At 31.0% G+C, this 17,338-nt stretch carries 19 protein-coding genes; 8 read left to right on the top strand and 11 right to left on the bottom strand.

Translation table 11 applies throughout. The annotated features are described in order from the left end of the window. Window positions 1-325: 325 nt before the first annotated feature. The gene (locus LQ189_RS09575; protein WP_230156209.1) at window positions 326-1,009 is read right to left on the bottom strand and encodes a hypothetical protein; all 684 of its coding nucleotides are present in this window, start codon (window positions 1,007-1,009) and stop codon (window positions 326-328) included. Window positions 1,010-1,315: 306 nt separating this feature from the next. Next, window positions 1,316-1,738, bottom strand: a complete 423-nt coding sequence (locus tag LQ189_RS09570) for a hypothetical protein (protein ID WP_230156207.1) — start codon at window positions 1,736-1,738, stop codon at window positions 1,316-1,318. 559 nt (window positions 1,739-2,297) lie between these two features. Here LQ189_RS09570 and LQ189_RS09565 point away from each other — a divergent pair. The 6 genes from LQ189_RS09565 (at window position 2,298) to LQ189_RS09540 (ending at window position 8,188) form a co-directional block, all read left to right on the top strand. Next, window positions 2,298-4,457: a TonB-dependent receptor gene (locus tag LQ189_RS09565; protein ID WP_230156205.1), complete on the top strand. Its 2,160-nt coding sequence runs from the start codon at window positions 2,298-2,300 to the stop codon at window positions 4,455-4,457. A 275-nt stretch (window positions 4,458-4,732) separates the two neighbouring features. Then, complete coding sequence (locus tag LQ189_RS09560; protein ID WP_230158656.1) at window positions 4,733-5,353, top strand: hypothetical protein; 621 nt, start codon at window positions 4,733-4,735, stop codon at window positions 5,351-5,353. 53 nt (window positions 5,354-5,406) lie between these two features. Then, on the top strand, window positions 5,407-6,738 hold the full coding sequence (locus LQ189_RS09555) for a 2TM domain-containing protein (protein WP_230156203.1): 1,332 nt from the start codon (window positions 5,407-5,409) through the stop codon (window positions 6,736-6,738). Then, window positions 6,729-7,043, top strand: coding sequence for a 2TM domain-containing protein (locus LQ189_RS09550; RefSeq protein ID WP_230156200.1), 315 nt, complete (start codon window positions 6,729-6,731; stop codon window positions 7,041-7,043). Before LQ189_RS09555 ends, LQ189_RS09550 begins: the two co-directional genes overlap by 10 nt. 2 nt (window positions 7,044-7,045) lie before the next feature. After that, window positions 7,046-7,354, top strand: coding sequence for a 2TM domain-containing protein (locus LQ189_RS09545; RefSeq protein ID WP_086453505.1), 309 nt, complete (start codon window positions 7,046-7,048; stop codon window positions 7,352-7,354). A gap of 66 nt (window positions 7,355-7,420) precedes the next feature. Then, a complete protein-coding gene (locus tag LQ189_RS09540) occupies window positions 7,421-8,188 on the top strand; it encodes a LytTR family DNA-binding domain-containing protein (RefSeq protein WP_230156198.1) in 768 nt (255 codons plus the stop codon). 107 nt (window positions 8,189-8,295) lie between these two features. On the opposite strand, the gene LQ189_RS09535 is transcribed toward LQ189_RS09540, so the two are convergent. The 6 genes from LQ189_RS09535 to LQ189_RS09510 all read right to left on the bottom strand — a co-directional run bounded on the left by LQ189_RS09535 (window position 8,296) and on the right by LQ189_RS09510 (window position 13,086). Then, window positions 8,296-8,478 (bottom strand): CsbD family protein, encoded by a 183-nt coding sequence (locus LQ189_RS09535; protein WP_086453503.1) that lies wholly within the window; start codon window positions 8,476-8,478, stop codon window positions 8,296-8,298. Window positions 8,479-8,716: 238 nt separating this feature from the next. Beyond that, window positions 8,717-9,490, bottom strand: coding sequence for a CDP-alcohol phosphatidyltransferase family protein (locus tag LQ189_RS09530; RefSeq protein ID WP_086453502.1), 774 nt, complete (start codon window positions 9,488-9,490; stop codon window positions 8,717-8,719). A gap of 52 nt (window positions 9,491-9,542) precedes the next feature. Further along, window positions 9,543-10,565 (bottom strand): heme A synthase, encoded by a 1,023-nt coding sequence (locus LQ189_RS09525; protein ID WP_230156196.1) that lies wholly within the window; start codon window positions 10,563-10,565, stop codon window positions 9,543-9,545. A gap of 60 nt (window positions 10,566-10,625) precedes the next feature. Next, a complete protein-coding gene (locus LQ189_RS09520) occupies window positions 10,626-12,041 on the bottom strand; it encodes a CCA tRNA nucleotidyltransferase (RefSeq protein WP_230156186.1) in 1,416 nt (471 codons plus the stop codon). A 21-nt stretch (window positions 12,042-12,062) separates the two neighbouring features. Continuing rightward, window positions 12,063-12,455 (bottom strand): GxxExxY protein, encoded by a 393-nt coding sequence (locus LQ189_RS09515; protein WP_230156183.1) that lies wholly within the window; start codon window positions 12,453-12,455, stop codon window positions 12,063-12,065. Window positions 12,456-12,516: 61 nt separating this feature from the next. Then, a complete protein-coding gene (locus LQ189_RS09510) occupies window positions 12,517-13,086 on the bottom strand; it encodes an L-threonylcarbamoyladenylate synthase (RefSeq protein ID WP_230156181.1) in 570 nt (189 codons plus the stop codon). Between the two features lie 121 nt (window positions 13,087-13,207). Here LQ189_RS09510 and LQ189_RS09505 point away from each other — a divergent pair, with 121 nt between their 5' ends. Continuing rightward, window positions 13,208-13,375 carry a hypothetical protein gene (locus tag LQ189_RS09505; protein WP_230156178.1) on the top strand — a complete coding sequence of 56 codons (168 nt, stop codon included), beginning with the start codon at window positions 13,208-13,210 and terminating at the stop codon, window positions 13,373-13,375. Window positions 13,376-13,517: 142 nt separating this feature from the next. On the opposite strand, the gene LQ189_RS09500 is transcribed toward LQ189_RS09505, so the two are convergent. The 3 genes from LQ189_RS09500 to LQ189_RS09490 form a co-directional block, all read right to left on the bottom strand. Further along, a complete protein-coding gene (locus tag LQ189_RS09500) occupies window positions 13,518-14,273 on the bottom strand; it encodes a glycosyltransferase family 2 protein (RefSeq protein ID WP_230156176.1) in 756 nt (251 codons plus the stop codon). Between the two features lie 258 nt (window positions 14,274-14,531). Next, window positions 14,532-15,479, bottom strand: a complete 948-nt coding sequence (locus LQ189_RS09495; protein WP_230156173.1) for a hypothetical protein — start codon at window positions 15,477-15,479, stop codon at window positions 14,532-14,534. Continuing rightward, window positions 15,476-16,282: a glycosyltransferase family 2 protein gene (locus LQ189_RS09490; RefSeq protein WP_230156170.1), complete on the bottom strand. Its 807-nt coding sequence runs from the start codon at window positions 16,280-16,282 to the stop codon at window positions 15,476-15,478. Before LQ189_RS09490 ends, LQ189_RS09495 begins: the two co-directional genes overlap by 4 nt. Window positions 16,283-16,479: 197 nt before the next feature. On the opposite strand from LQ189_RS09490, the gene LQ189_RS09485 reads away from it, so the two are divergent. Next, window positions 16,480-17,244: a lipopolysaccharide kinase InaA family protein gene (locus LQ189_RS09485; protein WP_230156167.1), complete on the top strand. Its 765-nt coding sequence runs from the start codon at window positions 16,480-16,482 to the stop codon at window positions 17,242-17,244. The last annotated feature ends 94 nt before the right edge of the window (window positions 17,245-17,338 follow it).

The raw sequence follows: 17,338 nt of genomic DNA, 5'->3' as shown, positions 1-17,338 counted from the left end.
AATTATTATTCTTGTTGCACTCGTTTTTCATTATTAATACTAGTGTCAGTTTGTAGTAAAACCTCCATTTTTGATATTTGGACGTAAATATAGCTGATTTAAACTACAAAATGATCTTGCTGCAAAATCTATCGTGTTGCTACGTCACAAAAAAAGGACACTAATTCCTCTTGAAATCCTCTTTGAATATTTGTAGAAAACTCTATAGTTACTAACCGTAAACTATTCAAGGTTATTTGCTTTTTAGAATCTAACTGCAGTTTCATTGCATTGATGTTTTTTAAATGCGAACTTAGATATAGCAATTGCTAGTAGCGTTTTCTAATCAATCTTTATAAAATTCTTTTATTTTGTATTTTTTAATCTTAGTTTTCCATTTGTTCTTAATTAATTCTTTAGTCGTTACTTCCACAAATTCGCCACCTGTCGCATTTTCCTCTTGCGAATAGACTAATTTTAATCCTATTTTGGGTATAACAATGTATTCCGAGCTTTGATGCCAACAACAACCAGATTTAGAATTTGTAATTATTCTTTTTCTTTTACTATCAATTTCAAACATTCCTAAGTTTCCAGCGGCAAGGTCAGTTAATTCATCACTCAAGATAAACTTTGTTTTTGAAGAGTTAGAAACGTAAACATCATACGAAGGTCCTCCGTAACTACTGTTGTTTCCATTTCTTATTGCCAAATCTTCATTTTCATCAAAGTTAAAATCAAGGAAAATTAATGGACTTTCTTCATTAGAAAGTTCTTTACTGTTTAAAGAACGATTTTGATCAAGATAGAAGAATAAATCTTCTGATGTAAAAGTTTGAAATACTTTTTTACTCGTTTTATCAATTAATTTTATCGTTCCAGAACCTTGACAGTTTTCTTCGGAGCAATTTTCTACAATAATATCTGCGATGTATTTCTTTGAACCATTTTTACTTTCAAATTTATTTTGTCCAAAAGATAAATTGATAAACAAAAACATCAGCAAAAAAAAGGTAAAAGATAATTTCATTATTCAATCTGTTTTTTGGTATTGCCACTACCTTTATTAGGACTTAAAATCTTAGTTTTCTATTGATTTCAACGTAAATATAATTGATTTAAACTACAAAATGATCTTGATGCAAAGTCTATTGTGTTGCTACATCACAAAAAAAGAGGACACTAATTCCTCTTATGATTCTCTCTCAAAATTTTACGACAACACCATCGTTACTGTAAATGAAAGGTTGCAGGCTGTCCGTCGATTAGGATTCAGCAAAAGTTTTAATGTTCGTACTGCGTACGCAACGAAACTTTAGTCATTAGCTATAGTTTTTTAATTAATCTTATATCTTATTCCTATGAACCCTCTAATAAATAAATCCTCTAAATCTGTCTCATATAAAGGATTACACTCAATGTTTATTGATAAATTCTTAAGATTTTCAAATGGTTTTATTCCAACTCCGATAGGAACAACTACACCATTGATGTTATTTAGTATTATTCCTCCACCAATATATGTGTAATAATTTTCTTTTCGCAAAAAATTATAATTTAAAACTACTTCAGGTGTAAAATTGTCAATATTTGTTCCTGAGTAAATTCTTAAATCAGTCCATAATTTTTCATTAAATTCATAACCAATTGCTATTTTTGAATTTGAATCATTAGTGTAAAATGCGGTAGTTATTTGAGAATAACTAGTTGTAGCAATTGTCCCTAATATCAAAGTAATTAGCATTTTTAAATTTTTCATAATTATAAAATTAAAGTTTAAAGGTTTAATTCATTTTAGCTATATTCTAGCGTGTAGCTATCATAAATAAAGTCAGACTGTTAAAAAAAAATCAACCATAACGACAGCGAATAGGCGGAGTAATCTTTCAAACAAATATATCAAAATTTTTGTAAGAAAAATATTTTTTTTGATTGTTTAATAATTACTTGGAGCACACCATAACCAACTACAAATAGTTAGTCACAGAAACACAATCAGCTAATACAATCCAGTTCTCTTGAAGCATCGGGATTATCGATACATTTGTAAATAGTACCCACTTATAGAAAATAGGATTTATTTCAATAGTTTAAAAACCTAAGGTCACCGCAGTTTGATAACAAAATTTTCTTAAAACCTCTTTTCGCTTTTGAATTCTTTGCAAAACTCACTTCCACTTTCTGTACTTTAAATTCTTTTTTTTCCTGCACAAAATAATAAATCACAACTCAGCATTCATTTTCAACAGTTGAGTAAGGTTCTGTTTTCAAAGCTTTTTTTCTGAGATACTTTTGGTTCATCAAATTATCACAACAATATGAAAACCACACTCACATTTTTATTTTTAGTAGTTAGCTCTTTTCTTTTGGCTCAAAAAACAATCTCAGGTAAAGTAGTAGATGAAAAAGGAAAGCCTGTTGCAGGAGCTAACATTTTTATAGAAGGAACCTATGACGGCGCCACAAGTTCTGATTCTGGTAGTTTTAGTTTTACAACTACAGCTACGGGAAATCAAACCTTAGTAGTGAGTTTTTTGATCTATGAAACTTCAAGAACTGCAATTGATGTGGCTAGTTTTACGGATAAAACTATTAAACTAAGTTCAAGTGTTACAGCGCTTGATGCCGTTGTAATTACTGCAGGAACATTTGAAGCGGGCGATAAATCGAGAGTTTCGGTGTTAAAACCCTTAGATATTGTGACCACGGCAGGATCAGCAGGGAATATCATTGCGGCTTTGCAAACCTTACCTGGAACGCAAACAGTAGGCGAGGACGGAAGATTGTTTGTTCGTGGTGGCGAGGCTAATGAGACACAAACATTTGTAGATGGCATTCGTGTAGCGCAACCGTATGGAGCAACAGCTAACAATTTACCTACTCGCGGTCGATTTTCACCGTTTTTATTTAGCGGAATCGCTTTTTCTACCGGTGGCTATTCTGCCGAATATGGCGAAGCATTATCCAGTGTGTTGTTACTCAATACGCAGGATAATCCAGATCAAAACAAAACCGAAATTAGTTTGATGACCGTAGGTTTAGGAATTGGGAATACCCAAAAATGGAAAAAAAGTTCCTTGAGTGTGAATGCTAATTATTTGAATCTTGCTCCTTATCAAGCTGCGATTCCTCAAAACGTAGATTGGAACAGTCCTTTTCAATCCCTTTCTGGAGAAACGGTGTATCGCTATAATTTCAATAATGGTATTTTAAAAGTATACGCTGCATTTGACGCTTCAAAATTTGATATCAATCAAGAAAACATTAATTCTCCAGAGAAAATAAGAGTAGATTTAAATAACAACAATTTCTATTTTAATACGTCCTACAAAGGAGTTTTTGGGAACAACTGGCAAATTACCTCTGGATTGAGTTATGGCTACAGCAACAATGCCATAAACTTAGATACAGATAAAGTGACCAATGAAGAAAATGCAGCTCATTTAAAAGTGAAGTTGAAAAAAAGTTTCTCAGATCGATTAAAACTGTCTTTTGGAGCGGATTATTTTGTTACCCAATTCCATGAGAATTTCAACCAAAATTCGGGTATGGTTTTTAACAGTGGATATGATTCAAACATAGCAGCAGTGTACACTGAAGCTGATATTTTCTTCTCTAAAAAATGGGCGGCAAAAGTGGGAATACGCGCAGCAAATAATAGTGTTTTAAACGAAAACGCTATTTCGCCAAGAGTTTCTTTTGCCTACAAAATGGCTAAAAACAGTCAGTTTTCATTTGCTTATGGCGATTTTACTCAAACTCCTAACGCTGATTACCTCAAGTATACCGTAAATACTCCTTTAGAAAGCGAAAAAGCATCACATTATCTTTTAAACTTTCAGTATGCTAAAAACGGAAAAACTTTTAGAGCCGAAACCTATTACAAAAACTATCGTGACTTGGTAAAATTTGATACTGATGTAGCTGCTTTCAATTCAAATTATGATAATTCTGGTTCAGGATACGCTACAGGCTTAGACTTGTTTTGGAGAGATGAAAAATCAGTTAAAAATTTAGTATACTGGATTTCCTATTCCTACATAGACACCGAAAGAGATTATAGAAATTTCAAGGCCGCAGTCACACCAAGTTTTGTTGCTGATCACAGCTTGTCGATCGTTACAAAATACTTTATTACAAACTGGAAATCGCAAATAGGATTTACGAATTCCTACAGTTCAGGTCGCCCGTTCAACAATCCCAATGAAACAAAATTCATGAACGGTAAAACGAAAGATTTTAATAATTTAAGCTTTAATTGGGCGTATTTATTGGCTCCACAGAAAATTTTATATTTCTCTGTCTCAAATATTTTAGGAACTCAAAATGTATTTGGGTACGAATACGCTAAAAATCCAAACAGCGCTGGCATTTACAACCGTAGAGAAATCATTCCAACCGCAGATCGTTTTTTCTTCGTAGGATTCTTTTGGACCATCAGCAACGATAAAAAAGACAATCAGTTAAAGAATTTATAAAGGTCCAAAGTCGCAAAGAAACTAAGATGCTAAGCCTGCAAATCTTCAAATTTATTACTTTGAACCTTAGAACCAAAGAACCTTTGCAACTAAAAAATACAACTCATCCATTAAATTCTACAGTTCGGTAGGAATCAATTTTTAAGCTTTAAAAAGCAATCTACTTTTGAAGTGTAATTAAAACAAAGCGTTTCAAACATCATATCAAATAATCTTAAAATCAAAAAATTATGAAAACAACAATGAACCAAAATCCAATTAAAACAACTAAAGTTATGAGTAAAATTATTGTTACCATCGTATTGTTTATCAGTTCTTATATTTCGGCTCAAGGCCAATTTGAACAAGGTATGGGTAAGGCACTTCAATTGTGGGGTGAAGGAAAAAGTACCGAAGCATCGGCTTTATTTGAAAGAATTGCAGCTGCTGAAAAATCAAGCTGGTTGCCAAATTATTATGTGGCACTGGTAAATACAAATGCAGCTTTTGGCACAAAGGATAAAGAGCAAGTAAGTTTATTGCTTGATAAAGCTCAAAAAGCCCTTGATGTTGAAATAGATAAAAACCCTAATAATGCAGAGTTGCTTGTGGTTCAAGCCATGATTCATACCGCTTGGATTGCTTTTGATCCCATGACAAACGGACAAAAATTAGCTGGACCCGTAATGGAATTGTATGGAAAAGCAAAGGCTATTGCTCCTGAAAACCCAAGAGTTGTGTTTTGTAAAGCCGAATTTGAAATTGGAGGAGCGAAATTCTGGGGAACGGATACTAAACCAATGTGTGCGCAAATTGAAAAAGCTATTGGACTTTTTGCTACTTTTAAACCTGAAACAGTTTTTTCACCTTCATGGGGATTAGAAAGAGCACAAACGGCTCAAAAAAATTGTAAATAAAATTAAAACAATTGACGTTGCTGTGACTAGCAGGAAACTAAAGAATTTATAAAATGAACTTATTTCTTCAACAATTACAAAAAGCATTCAAACTAACCTTAGTAATTTTTGTCTTAATGCAATTATTTACGGTAGTTATGGGCGGTACAATAGGATTTAACCAGCGATTGCTAACTCACTTTTTGTTCACGGCTTTGTATACGCTCACATTATATGGTACCAATGCACTTTTTTTTATAAAATTGGACGCTTTATTTGTGGAACGTTTTTCTAAAAAGAGATTGTTTGTTGGTTTCGCGGGCTCGGTTGTCCTGTCTTTAATCGTAATTTTTTTATTGCACTTGTTTGAAGAAGTAGTCTATAACAACAAAAGTTTGCAAGAGTTTTTGGAAAATGAAAACCCAGAGAGCTACATTGTATCCAGTATTATAACTTTTTTTGTTACGCTAACCATACATGCCATCTATTTTTACAAAGCGTACAATGAGAATAAAGTTAAAGAACAAAAAATTATTGCTGGTACAGCCAATGCCAAATTCGAAAGTTTAAAAAATCAAATTGATCCTCATTTTTTATTCAATAGTTTGAATGTTTTGAGTTCACTCATAGAGGAAAATCCTGAAAATGCACAGCGTTTTACAACCTCTTTATCTAAAATTTATCGATATGTTTTAGAACAAAAGGACAAAGAGCTTGTAAGTGTTGCCGAGGAATTGGCTTTTGCCAAAACCTATATGAATTTATTGAAAATGCGATTTGAAAACAGCATCACCTTTCAATTACCAACTGATTTTGATAATTTAGAAGCTAGGGTAGTGCCATTATCTTTACAGTTATTACTTGAAAACACCATCAAGCATAACGTAGTAAGTGAAAATAAACCCTTGCAAATTACCATATTCATTCAGGATAATTACCTGGTTGTTCAAAATAATTTGCAAAAAAAAGAAGTATTACAAGACCGTCAAGGAGTAGGATTGCAAAACATTGTGAGCCGTTATGCCTTGCTATCAAAGAGAAAAGTTTTAGTAGAACAAACGGAAACACACTTTAAAGTGCTGATTCCTATATTAACCAAACAAATAGCCGCTATGGAAACAAATACAATTAGCAACGAAAATTTAGCCTACGCTAGAGCTAAAGAAAGAGTAGAAAGATTAAAAGGATTTTACGGAAATTTAATTTCGTACTGTATTGTAATCCCCATTTTAATCATCGTTAACCTGAGTTCGCCACATCCTTTTCAATGGTTTTGGTTCCCGCTTCTGGGTTGGGGAATGGGACTTACGTTTCATGCACTCGAGACCTTTGGGTACGGTAAAAATTGGGAAGAGCAAAAAATTCAACAAATTTTAAACAAAAACAAAACAAACAAATGGAACTAAATAAATCAAACAATAGCGAATTTGAGCAGTATCAAAGCGCTAAAAAGCAAGTGGAGGAGTTAAAAGGGTTTTATTCACATCTTGCTTCATTTATAATTGTAAATGGAATTCTGATCCTAATAAATTTTAGGTATTCTCCAAATTACATTTTTTTCCTTTGGACTTTCGGAAGTTGGGGAATTGGACTTTTATTTCACGCCATTAGAGTTTTCAATTGGCTTCCATTTTTTGGACAAAATTGGGAAGAAAGAAAAATGAAACAATACATTCAAGAAGAGAAAAACAAAACTAATACCTACGAGTAATCATGACTACAACAGATCAAATAGCGTACGATAATGCACTAAAAAGAGTTCGAAAAATTAAAGGTTTTTATACGCACCTTATTGTTTATATAGTCATTAATATAATGATTATAGTGTTGAATACACAAAACCTGAAGCCAGACGAAAGCTATTTTCAATGGAAAAATTTTGCTACTGCTTTATTTTGGGGAATTGGTTTAGCCGCACATGGATTATCGGTTTTTTTACCGCCAGTATTTTTAGGACGCGATTGGGAAGAGCGTAAAATCAAAGAACTAATGGAGAAACAAAAAAACTCGAATTGGGAATAACTAAATTCTTATTTTTACTCAGCAATAAAAGCCAAACAATCATTTATAAAGCAAGCATAACCATTCATGACAACATTAATTATAGAAGACGAGAAACCAGCTGCACGACTTTTACAACGTAAAGTGGAAAAGTTAGGCGTACAAGTTCAAACGATGCTTCACTCTGTAGAAGAAGCGGTGCAGTGGTTTTCTGCAAACGAACATCCCGATTTGATTTTTTTAGACATTCAGCTATCAGATGGATTATCGTTTGAGATTTTCGAAAAAGTTGAAATTAAAAGTGCTGTAATTTTTACAACGGCTTATGATGAGTATGCATTAAGGGCTTTTAAATTGAATAGTATTGACTACCTCTTGAAACCAATTGACGAAGATGATTTAGAAGTGGCTGTTGCCAAATTTAAATCGCTTTTGCCTAAACAAGAAGTACCTATTCAAAACCTCGCAATTGATTTTGAACAAATCAAAAAGATGCTATCCAATCCTTTTGAAAAAAATTATAAAAAACGTTTTACCGTAAAAATAGGGCAGCATCTCAAAGTAATTTCAATAGAAGAAATTGAATGTTTTTTTAGCGAAAACAAAGGCACATACATTCACACGTATGACAACAGAAATTATTTAATAGATGTTACTCTAGAAAATTTAGAACAGGGATTAGACCCCAAAGATTTTTTTAGAATTAGCAGAAAGTTTATAATTCCTATGAAAGCAATTAAGGAAATTGTCCTTTATAGCAACTCTAGATTGAAGGTTGTTTTACCCACTTACAAAGAGGATGAGGTAGTTGTAAGTCGTGAAAAAGTAACTGATTTTAAGACTTGGATAGGATAGTTTTTTTGTAGTCCAAAAAAAGTGTTTCTAGCACTGTTTTTAAAAAGAATTCAAATCAATAATATTTTAAAAACGGTACTATAAACACTTGTCCCTGTAATCAAAAACTAGTCAAGTAAAGATTTAATTTCTTTTTCTGTCTTGCCTAATTTTTGTTGTAATTTACCCCACATTACATCTTCTTTACCCTCTTCGTACAATAAATCATCTTCAGTAAGATCGGCAAATTTTTGTTTCAGTTTTCCTTTCAACTCATTCCAGGTTCCTTTAATCTCATTTGAATTTGGCATAATGTCTAATTTTTAAATTACTATTTGTTATTCACAAATTTGGTAAAATTTAGTTGTTTAAATGTTATACAATTCTTTAAATGTATTGCATAATTCCAATAGCTAATAGTATTTAATACTTGTTTACAACATGCGTTGATTTGAAATAAGGTGTTAAATTATAGCTGCAATTGTTTTGTTTTAAAGTTATGGTAATGTGGTTTTTAGTTAATAGGTATAGATATTGTCTATGATGGGTTTATGCCTTAAAAACAAGTTTTCTAATACCTATTAAGACTAAAATAAAAGTAGTGTAAAAGATAAAGAAAGGTATGATGTACTCAATGCAGTCAAGCGCAAGTAAAACTGCAATTAATAGCAATTGAAAGCCTAGTCCATATATAGAAAGCAAGGTCATAAACCAGTTAGGGAATGTTTTTACTTTGTATGCATCAGGATCAAGAGCGTGTATGATTTTATCAAAAACTCCATAAACTATTGTGTAGATGGCGAATAAAATATCTACTGATTTTTGTGTTTCTCCCGGTAAAGCTCGTGGAGATTTATGCTCAAATATTTTGCTTGTGGTATCCCCTCCTACAGATTTTGTTCTTAAAATAACATAGTAATAATTGTATAAAGTACCTTGTAGTTGAATACCAATAAAGGCTAAAATTGTAGGAAGTAAAGTGGTTTTAGAAACATAGCAAATGGTCATTAAAAACAAAAAATTCAATACAATATCAAACACGCTATCAAGATATCTACCCGTGTAAGAAGGCGTTTTTTTTAACCTTGCAAGCTCACCATCGGCAGCATCAATTCCTGACTTTAGGATTAAGAAAAATGCAGCCCAAAAGTAATGTCCTTGCAAAATACTATAAATGGCTAATAGTCCAGAAATGCCAAAAAGGACCGTAACATGAATGGGAGTGAAGCGCGTATCTTTTAATTGGTTGGCAAGAAATTTTCCAAAAAATCTCCCGTAATCTGATAAATCTAAAAATTTATCTTGAGCTGCAAGTTTAGACATTTTAATAATTAGTAAGCAAAAAAAGATGTGACAATATAGTCAAGAACGGATTTTAAAGTTGTTTTTTTCTTTGTGAATATGACTCTAAAACCAAATAAAATTGAACCCCAAAAAGGAGGGTAGCAAGAACAATATGTATGGTTTGTGTACCAAAAGGGAAATCAAAATAATACATTGCAATGCCCGAAATAATTTCAAAAGCAAGCAGGAATATGACCCATTTTAATTTGTTTGCATTTAAATTTAGTTTGCTATTCATATAGAATAAATAAGCATTTATAGCCAGTACAAGTATCGAAAAAGATCTGTGAATGTAAAATTCTACAGTTGGGTTTTGAAGCCACATGACCTCTGGCGCTCCTGTTTTAGAAACAATGTCAACATGTTCTCTTACATCTGTACCCAATACAATCTGTACGATTGTTAGTGCTAACGAAACAAGTAAAATAGTATTGAATTTTGTGTTGAATACCACGGGTTTGTTAATTGTTTTCACGCTGTAAATAACCACAAGTTGTATGGCTAGGATTAACAAAGCAGCGAGCATGTGTGTGGTAATTTTATACGGACTCAGTACAGAATCTACAACTGTTTTCCCTAGCCAAGCCTGAAATGCCATAAGAACACACACAAAAAAGGACATGTAAATAAGATTTTTTTGTTGTTTTCTATATCCAAAAGAAAGCACTAGTGTTATAATACATGCAATTCCGGCTAATGCACCAAAGAGCCTATTGATGTATTCTACCCAAGTGTGAATAGGATTAAAAATGGCATAATCGTGTTTTTGATAAGGTGTCCAATTAGTTGTTTCAAAATTTTCTTTAGCAACAAAATCCTCTTTAGCAACTAATAATGATTCTTCTTTTATAATTACTTGGCCTTTATTGTACTCTTTTTTCGGTGTAAACAAAAGCTCTTTTTGGTCTGTTGGCGGAATGTAATAACCAAAACATTTAGGCCAGTCTGGGCAGCCCATTCCAGAACCAGTTAATCGAACAAAGGCACCTGCAAAGATGACTAGATAAACTAAAACGAGAGCTATTTTTGCTGATTTTAAAAAGTATTTTTGCACAAGAATTGTATTTTTTTGTAAAATTATCTCATTTCAATGGAGTAAACGAATACACAATAGTTAAACTTTGACTAAACCTAATTTAGATGCTTTTTTTAGCATAAAATCAAAAGCTGCATCGTACTCATTTGGGATTTCACCCTCAAGGATTGCTTCTTTAATTGCTTCTTTGATGATACCAATTTCTCTTGATGGTTTGATATTGAAATGTTCCATAATCTCTTCTCCTGTAATAGGAGGTTGAAAATTACGAACCTGATCACGTTCCTCTACTTCCACAATTTTTTTTCGAACTATTTCAAAATTTTTGTGGTATTTTTTAAATTTATTTGGGTTTTTAGTAGTGATATCAGCTTCGCATAATGTCATTAAATTCTCAACATCTTCGCCCGCATCAAATACCAATCTACGCACCGCACTATCTGTTACGGTATCTTGAGAAAGTACAATGGGTCTGGAACTCATCATGACCATTTTTTGTACAAATTTCATTTTATGGTTTAGCGGCATATGCAAACGTTCAAATATTTTTTTAGCCATTTTCCCACCTAGAAATTCGTGCCCATGAAATGTCCAACCTTGTTTTTTAGTGAAACGTTTTGTGGGAGCTTTGCCTATATCGTGTAATAAGGCAGCCCAGCGCAACCATACATCATCTGTATTTGGGCATATATTGTCAACTACTTCCAGCGTGTGGTAGAAGTTATTTTTGTGGGTGTGACCTTCTATTTCTTCTACTTGATTTAAGGCTGTTAATTCAGGTAAAATTAGATCTAAAAGTCCGGTTTTGAATAGTAATAAGAACCCAATAGAAGGTTTGTCAGTAGAAAGTATTTTATTCAATTCGTCTACAATACGTTCTCCTGAGATAATTTTGATTCGATCTGCATTCTTTTTGATGGATTGAAACGAATTTTCTTCGATTTCAAACTCTAATTGGTTCGCAAAACGAATGCCTCTCAACATCCGCAACGGATCATCAGAAAAAGTAATATCTGGATCCAATGGTGTTTTAATTATTTTGTTTTTTAAATCTTCAAGACCGTTAAAAGGGTCTAATAATTCTCCGAAATTGTCTTTATTGAGTGATAATGCAAGCGCATTGATTGTAAAATCGCGTCGGTTTTGATCATCTTGAAGTGTACCGTTTTCCACAATAGGATTTCTACTATCAGATTGATAGGATTCTTTTCTGGCGCCTACAAACTCAATTTCGGTATCTTCAAAACGTAACATTGCTGTTCCGTATGTTTTGAAAACCTGAACTTTTGGTTTGTTAGGAAGCAATTGAGACACTTTTAAAGCCAACTCAATTCCGCTACCAACAGCAACAATATCAATGTCTTTTTTAAAGTTTCTGTTCAAAAGTAAATCTCTAACAAAACCACCAATTACATAACTATCCACGTTAAGTTCTTGAGAAGCTTGAGAGATGACTTCGAAAATTTTATTATTTAAGGCTGTTTTGTAATTCATTTTTACCGCAGATTCGCAGATTTATTTTAATTTTTTTGAACTTACTATCCGTTTATATTCTAAGGATATTGCGTTGAAGTTTGCTAGTAATGCCAATTCATTTCCTGATACCTTTAAATAATTAAGACATTGATTATAATGACTAGAATTGAAGCATTCAACTGTTTTTACCTCAAGTATTATGCTGCTGTAAACTACAAAATCAGCATAAAATTTATGTTTTAAAGTGGTGTTTTTATACTGAACTTGAAATTCTTTTTCACGTTCAAACGGAATAAAATTAATCTTAAATTCATATTCCAGCGCATCTTTATAAACTATTTCTGAAAACCCTTTTCCTAAATTTTTATGTACCTCAAATAGAATTCCAATTATTTTGTATGTTTCATCTTTAATTGAATATTCTTCTGACATAAAAAAATAATAAATTGATTAATAATCTGCGAATCTGCGGTGAAAAATTATACTAAAAAAACTATTTCCGAATCACTTTTACCTGAGAATCATTAGTCAATTTTATGATTGTCGAAGGTTTACCGGCTATTTTGTCGTGATGCAAATTTACAACATAGTCTACACCTTTTATAATTTCTGGACTAATATCTTTAAAAGCAATAGGGGTAGGTTGGCCCGAAATATTTGCTGATGTTGAAACCAGTGGCTTTTTCATCTTTTCCATTAACTTAAAGCAAAAAGGCTCTTTTACAATGCGGATACCTAATGAGTTGTCTCCTGAAACTAAATTTGGAGCTACATTTCTTGGTTTGTCTAAGATTATGGTCGTAGGTTTTTCGGAAAGATCAATAATTTGCCAGGCTACTTCAGGAATATCCTTAAAAACATTGTACATCATTTTTTCTCCGTTCATCAAAACAATCATGCTTTGTGTTTCGGATCTTTGTTTGAGTTTGTATATTTTGGCAACAGCTTCAGGATTTGTGGCGTCGCAACCTATTCCCCAAACGGTGTCTGTTGGGTATAAAATAATACCTCCTTCTTTTATTATTTCGAAAGCGTTATGTATTTCTTCGTTCAGATTTTCCATTAAATATATTTAAAATTCAGGGTACAAGTTTCTATTTGCAAAGAAACGAATAATAAATATGAAAATACTACACATTTCAGGAGCAAAAGGTTGTGGAGGGAAATGAACAAAAAGGATTGATATGATTCCCGAATTAATAAAATTAGATTTTGAAAATATTATTATTGGTGTTGAGAATTCTTTACTTCACAAAGATTATGAAAATAATTACATCAATTTTGTTAATGCAAAAAAAAAAACTAGCTCAATAGATATTAAATTATCGGTATTTAAAAGCTTTAGTGTTTGAGAGAAAGTCAAATCTTATTTATATACATACTAATGATATATCCATTGTTTTTGTGATTTCAGATTTGCTTATTAGACTAAAATCAAGATTATTTTCAAAATAAATAATTGTTATAGTTAATGTATTTAAAATAGAAAATCAATTAATCAATCTTTCGATGCATCATCCAAAGCTGAAAATAACGTTTAAATACTGCAAATGAATGAATATATGCTAAAATGAATCCCTCTTTTTGATCAAGAAAGCCTAATCTGTATATATACTGCCACCAAAATCGATAATTTGGACGGATGAAAAAATGATATAAATTTGGACGCTTATTTTTTAGATATAGTGTTTCGGCCTGTAGTTTACTGTATAAATTTAGTTTTTCAATGTAATTTTCAAAGCTTTTATAACTGTAATGATTAACACGATTTTTCAAAAAACCTACTTTACCATTAGTGGTAATTGACTCATGAACTAAATTACCATTATAAGAACAGTATTTTTTGTTAAATATTCTAATGCATTTGTCAGTTTGACAACCTCCATATTTAATTTGTTTTCCCAGAAAAAAAGAAATTCTCTTTACGTAAAAAGCAACAAAATCATTTTTTAGTGAAATGACAGAAACAATTTCTTCTCCAAGTTCCGGAGTTATAATTTCATCTAGGTCAAAAAACACAACCCAATCATTTTTTGCCTGCTGAAGTGCAAAACTTCTTTGTTTTGAAAAATCGTCGAAATTTCTTTGGATTACCTTTACTCCAAGATCTTTTGCTATTGAAACTGTAGCATCAGTGCTATTTGAATCAATAAAGACAATTTCATCGGCAAAAGATAAACTTTCGACATATCTTTTTACGTTGTCTTCTTCGTTCAAAGTGATTGCTAATGCTGTTATTTTTGGTTCCAAATTATCGTGATTTTTATTTTGAGGTATTTAAAAAGCAAATGTAATAATTTTAGATTTACTTGCTAAACCTAAACTACTCAAATGACTCGATTGTCTAATTTAATGGATCAGAATATTTCTATTTATTAGCACTTCTTGTTCCTGTTTTTTAAATTTATATTAATTCAATAAAGTAATTGTTTAAAAAAAAACAGGAATCACCTTTTACTTTTTTATGTAAAAGAGTAGTGTAAAATATAAATCATATAAGGAGACTTTCTATAATTTAAATATCGTATTTACCCAATTTTGTATAGAGTATTTGTGAAAAATTTCATCTTTTATAGGTTGATAGGATGTTTCAAAAAAGGATTTGTTTATTTTTATATCGTTTTCAGTAATAATTAAAATATTGTTAGGATTGTAGAAATCATAATTCTTAATAGATTGATTTGTGGTAATTGTTTTTCTCTGGAAAGCTAATGCTTCAAAAATTCTAAAACTTAATCCGTTATGGTTTTTTCTAATTAAATCAATGAAAATTTCAGATTCATTCATCAAGTTTTGAACTTCAATAGGATTTATATTTTCTCTTAGATGTTGTATACTTGGGTGAAGTGATTCGGGGTTTTTTGGACTAATAACAATGCACTTGCTATCAATACCTAAAGAGTATAGTTTTTCTACAAGTAAGTTTAGAACGGTTAGTCGTTCATCAACAGACATTATTATAAAAACTGGAAATTTAAATGATTTCCTTATTTCTTTTTTTTCAAGAAAAATATAATTGGTTAAAGTCATAAAACCAAATTTTTCAACATCATCTTTGTCAAAAGAATAAATTCTTTCAAAAACCCCCTTTGTTAAGTTTTTAATATTGAAACGAGTACAACTGTCATATAAGTAGCAAACATATTCAGAAGTTTGCTTCTTAATTTCTAAATGAGTCTCTCTGGATATTAAATCTGGACGAATTACAAGTATTATGTCTTGTTTTCCAAGTGGTAATAATTGATTAAAAATAAATTTTTTTAACTCAATTTGCTTAACGTTTTTTTTGAAAAATAACTTTGTAAAAAAATTATTTATTTTTTGAAATTTACTACTGTAAGAAAAATGAAATTTGCTAATATCAATATGGGTTACATTCAAATTTCTTTTTTGGAGTTCTATAACAATATGTTTGTCATATCCAAAATAATCATAGCTTATTATACAATATCTCATAGAATTTCATTTTGCTTCGATATTCCATTCTCGCACCAAAAAGAAGTTGCTTTCTTATTCTTATCTAAAATGGCATTGTTTTGTTCAATATTGTTTTTTTCTTGTTCATTGTGATTCAAATGATATTGGATTCCAGCTAATCTTAATTTTCGTAATGCGACTCCTTTTTTTATTAATCGAGCAGATAAATCAGAGTCTTCTCTTCCCCAAGTTTTGAAATCTTCCTCATAACCGTTAATATCTAATAAATCTTGACGCCAAAAACTCATGTTGCATCCACGAACTTTAAAAATTAATTTTTCGACAGGAGTCTTTTTAGGTCGTATTAATTGATTTATTAGTGGAGCATGGATAGCATTGAACCTATTTTTGATGTTTCTTGTAAAAGGATTAAACTTTGTTATTTTACTTGTTAAAGCAAATTGAGTTGTTTCTTTTAATAAAAGTACTCTGGGGCCAGTGATAAAAGTGTTTTTTGCTGCATAATATATGTGATCTTTTATGTAGTCTTTGTGTAGAATTACATCACCGTCGATTTGAATAATATACTCGAATTGGGATTTTACAATTGCTTTATTTCTAATTTCTGCCAAACGAAAACCTATATCTTCTTGCCAAATATGATGTAATTCTATAACTGTTGTTGTTCTGAAATTTTCAATTACTTGTCGAGTTTCGTTATTGGAACCATCATCGGCAATGATTATTTCATTTGGTAAAACGGATTGATTTTTAACGCTTTCTAAAACTAATAATAGAGCTTCAGGCCAATTATACGTTGCAATAAGTAATGAAACTTTCATGTTAATTTAGTTTGATTTATGCCGTTTGATGATATTTTAATTATATTTGTATGTTCATAAAAAATAGCTTGTATACGCTGTGTTTTTTATAATGCAAATTTACAACATAAAATCGATTCTAATGTTATACATTTTCAATATGGATTTTCTTTAAAAATTGAAATGATAAAATTAAAACGTTTACCCAATACAATATAATGGTCTGCAATATTAATTCAAATACCTCATTTAGTAAAGACGAAATCATTGACTTAGTTAATAATTTTCATGATAACGGAGTTCTTCTTGTAAAAGGGAATCGGAATGAAATAAAAGTCTTTGAGAGTAAGAATTTTAGTTTAAATATTAAATCTTTTAAAATTCCTCATTTTATTAACAAGATAGCGTATAGATATTTTAGAAAATCTAAAGCAAGACGTTCCTTTGAGTATGCTACAATCTTATTACAGAAAGGAATAGGAACACCGCAGCCTATTGCTTTTCTTGAAAAGTTTAACTGGCTTGGTTTGGTTAATAGCTTCTATGTTAGTGAACAACTTGAAACTGAATTGACTTTTAGAGATTTAGACTGGTATCCAGATTTCCCAGATCATGAAAATATATTGAGACAGTTTACCAAATTTACTTTCAGTTTACACGAAAAAAAAATATTTTTTTTAGATCATTCAGCTGGAAATACATTGATCAAAAAAATGCCAAACGGAAAATATGAATTCTTTTTGGTCGATTTGAATAGAATGGCTTTTGATGTAAATATGGATTTTAACAAAAGAATGCAAAATTTTTCTAGGCTTACACATAAGAGAGAAATGGTAGAAGTTATGAGTGAAGAATATGCTAAATATTATAATGAGTCTAGTGCAGTAATATTTGAAAAAATGTGGTTTTTTACAAACAAATTTCAAGAGCAATTTTTAAAAAGACGAAAGTTAAAGAAGCAATTAAAATTTTGGAAATCGTAAATTATTTTTTGAATTTAGGTATGATATTAAAAAAAATAATGCTAAAAAAAATTGACAAGCAATATATATTGCTTTCATAGACAAAAATCATTAA

The sequence above is a fragment of the Flavobacterium sp. CECT 9288 genome (assembly GCF_918731615.1).
Taxonomy (GTDB): Bacteria; Bacteroidota; Bacteroidia; order Flavobacteriales; family Flavobacteriaceae; genus Flavobacterium.
Note: the sequence above shows the minus strand (reverse complement) of the source record. Positions and strands in the feature narration are given on the sequence as shown.

Bases quoted from the DNA above. Each gene is read 5' to 3' on its own strand.
- LQ189_RS09495 (WP_230156173.1), bottom strand. From the start codon at position 15,479: ATGAGATATTGTATAATAAGCTATGATTATTTTGGATATGACAAACAT.
- LQ189_RS09510 (WP_230156181.1), bottom strand. From the start codon at position 13,086: ATGGAAAATCTGAACGAAGAAATACATAACGCTTTCGAAATAATAAAA.
- LQ189_RS09575 (WP_230156209.1), bottom strand. From the start codon at position 1,009: ATGAAATTATCTTTTACCTTTTTTTTGCTGATGTTTTTGTTTATCAAT.
- LQ189_RS09490 (WP_230156170.1), bottom strand. From the start codon at position 16,282: ATGAAAGTTTCATTACTTATTGCAACGTATAATTGGCCTGAAGCTCTA.
- LQ189_RS09555 (WP_230156203.1), top strand. From the start codon at position 5,407: ATGAACTTATTTCTTCAACAATTACAAAAAGCATTCAAACTAACCTTA.
- LQ189_RS09545 (WP_086453505.1), top strand. From the start codon at position 7,046: ATGACTACAACAGATCAAATAGCGTACGATAATGCACTAAAAAGAGTT.
- LQ189_RS09485 (WP_230156167.1), top strand. From the start codon at position 16,480: ATGGTCTGCAATATTAATTCAAATACCTCATTTAGTAAAGACGAAATC.
- LQ189_RS09550 (WP_230156200.1), top strand. From the start codon at position 6,729: ATGGAACTAAATAAATCAAACAATAGCGAATTTGAGCAGTATCAAAGC.
- LQ189_RS09515 (WP_230156183.1), bottom strand. From the start codon at position 12,455: ATGTCAGAAGAATATTCAATTAAAGATGAAACATACAAAATAATTGGA.
- LQ189_RS09565 (WP_230156205.1), top strand. From the start codon at position 2,298: ATGAAAACCACACTCACATTTTTATTTTTAGTAGTTAGCTCTTTTCTT.
- LQ189_RS09520 (WP_230156186.1), bottom strand. From the start codon at position 12,041: ATGAATTACAAAACAGCCTTAAATAATAAAATTTTCGAAGTCATCTCT.
- LQ189_RS09540 (WP_230156198.1), top strand. From the start codon at position 7,421: ATGACAACATTAATTATAGAAGACGAGAAACCAGCTGCACGACTTTTA.
- LQ189_RS09535 (WP_086453503.1), bottom strand. From the start codon at position 8,478: ATGCCAAATTCAAATGAGATTAAAGGAACCTGGAATGAGTTGAAAGGA.
- LQ189_RS09570 (WP_230156207.1), bottom strand. From the start codon at position 1,738: ATGAAAAATTTAAAAATGCTAATTACTTTGATATTAGGGACAATTGCT.
- LQ189_RS09505 (WP_230156178.1), top strand. From the start codon at position 13,208: ATGATTCCCGAATTAATAAAATTAGATTTTGAAAATATTATTATTGGT.
- LQ189_RS09560 (WP_230158656.1), top strand. From the start codon at position 4,733: ATGAGTAAAATTATTGTTACCATCGTATTGTTTATCAGTTCTTATATT.
- LQ189_RS09530 (WP_086453502.1), bottom strand. From the start codon at position 9,490: ATGTCTAAACTTGCAGCTCAAGATAAATTTTTAGATTTATCAGATTAC.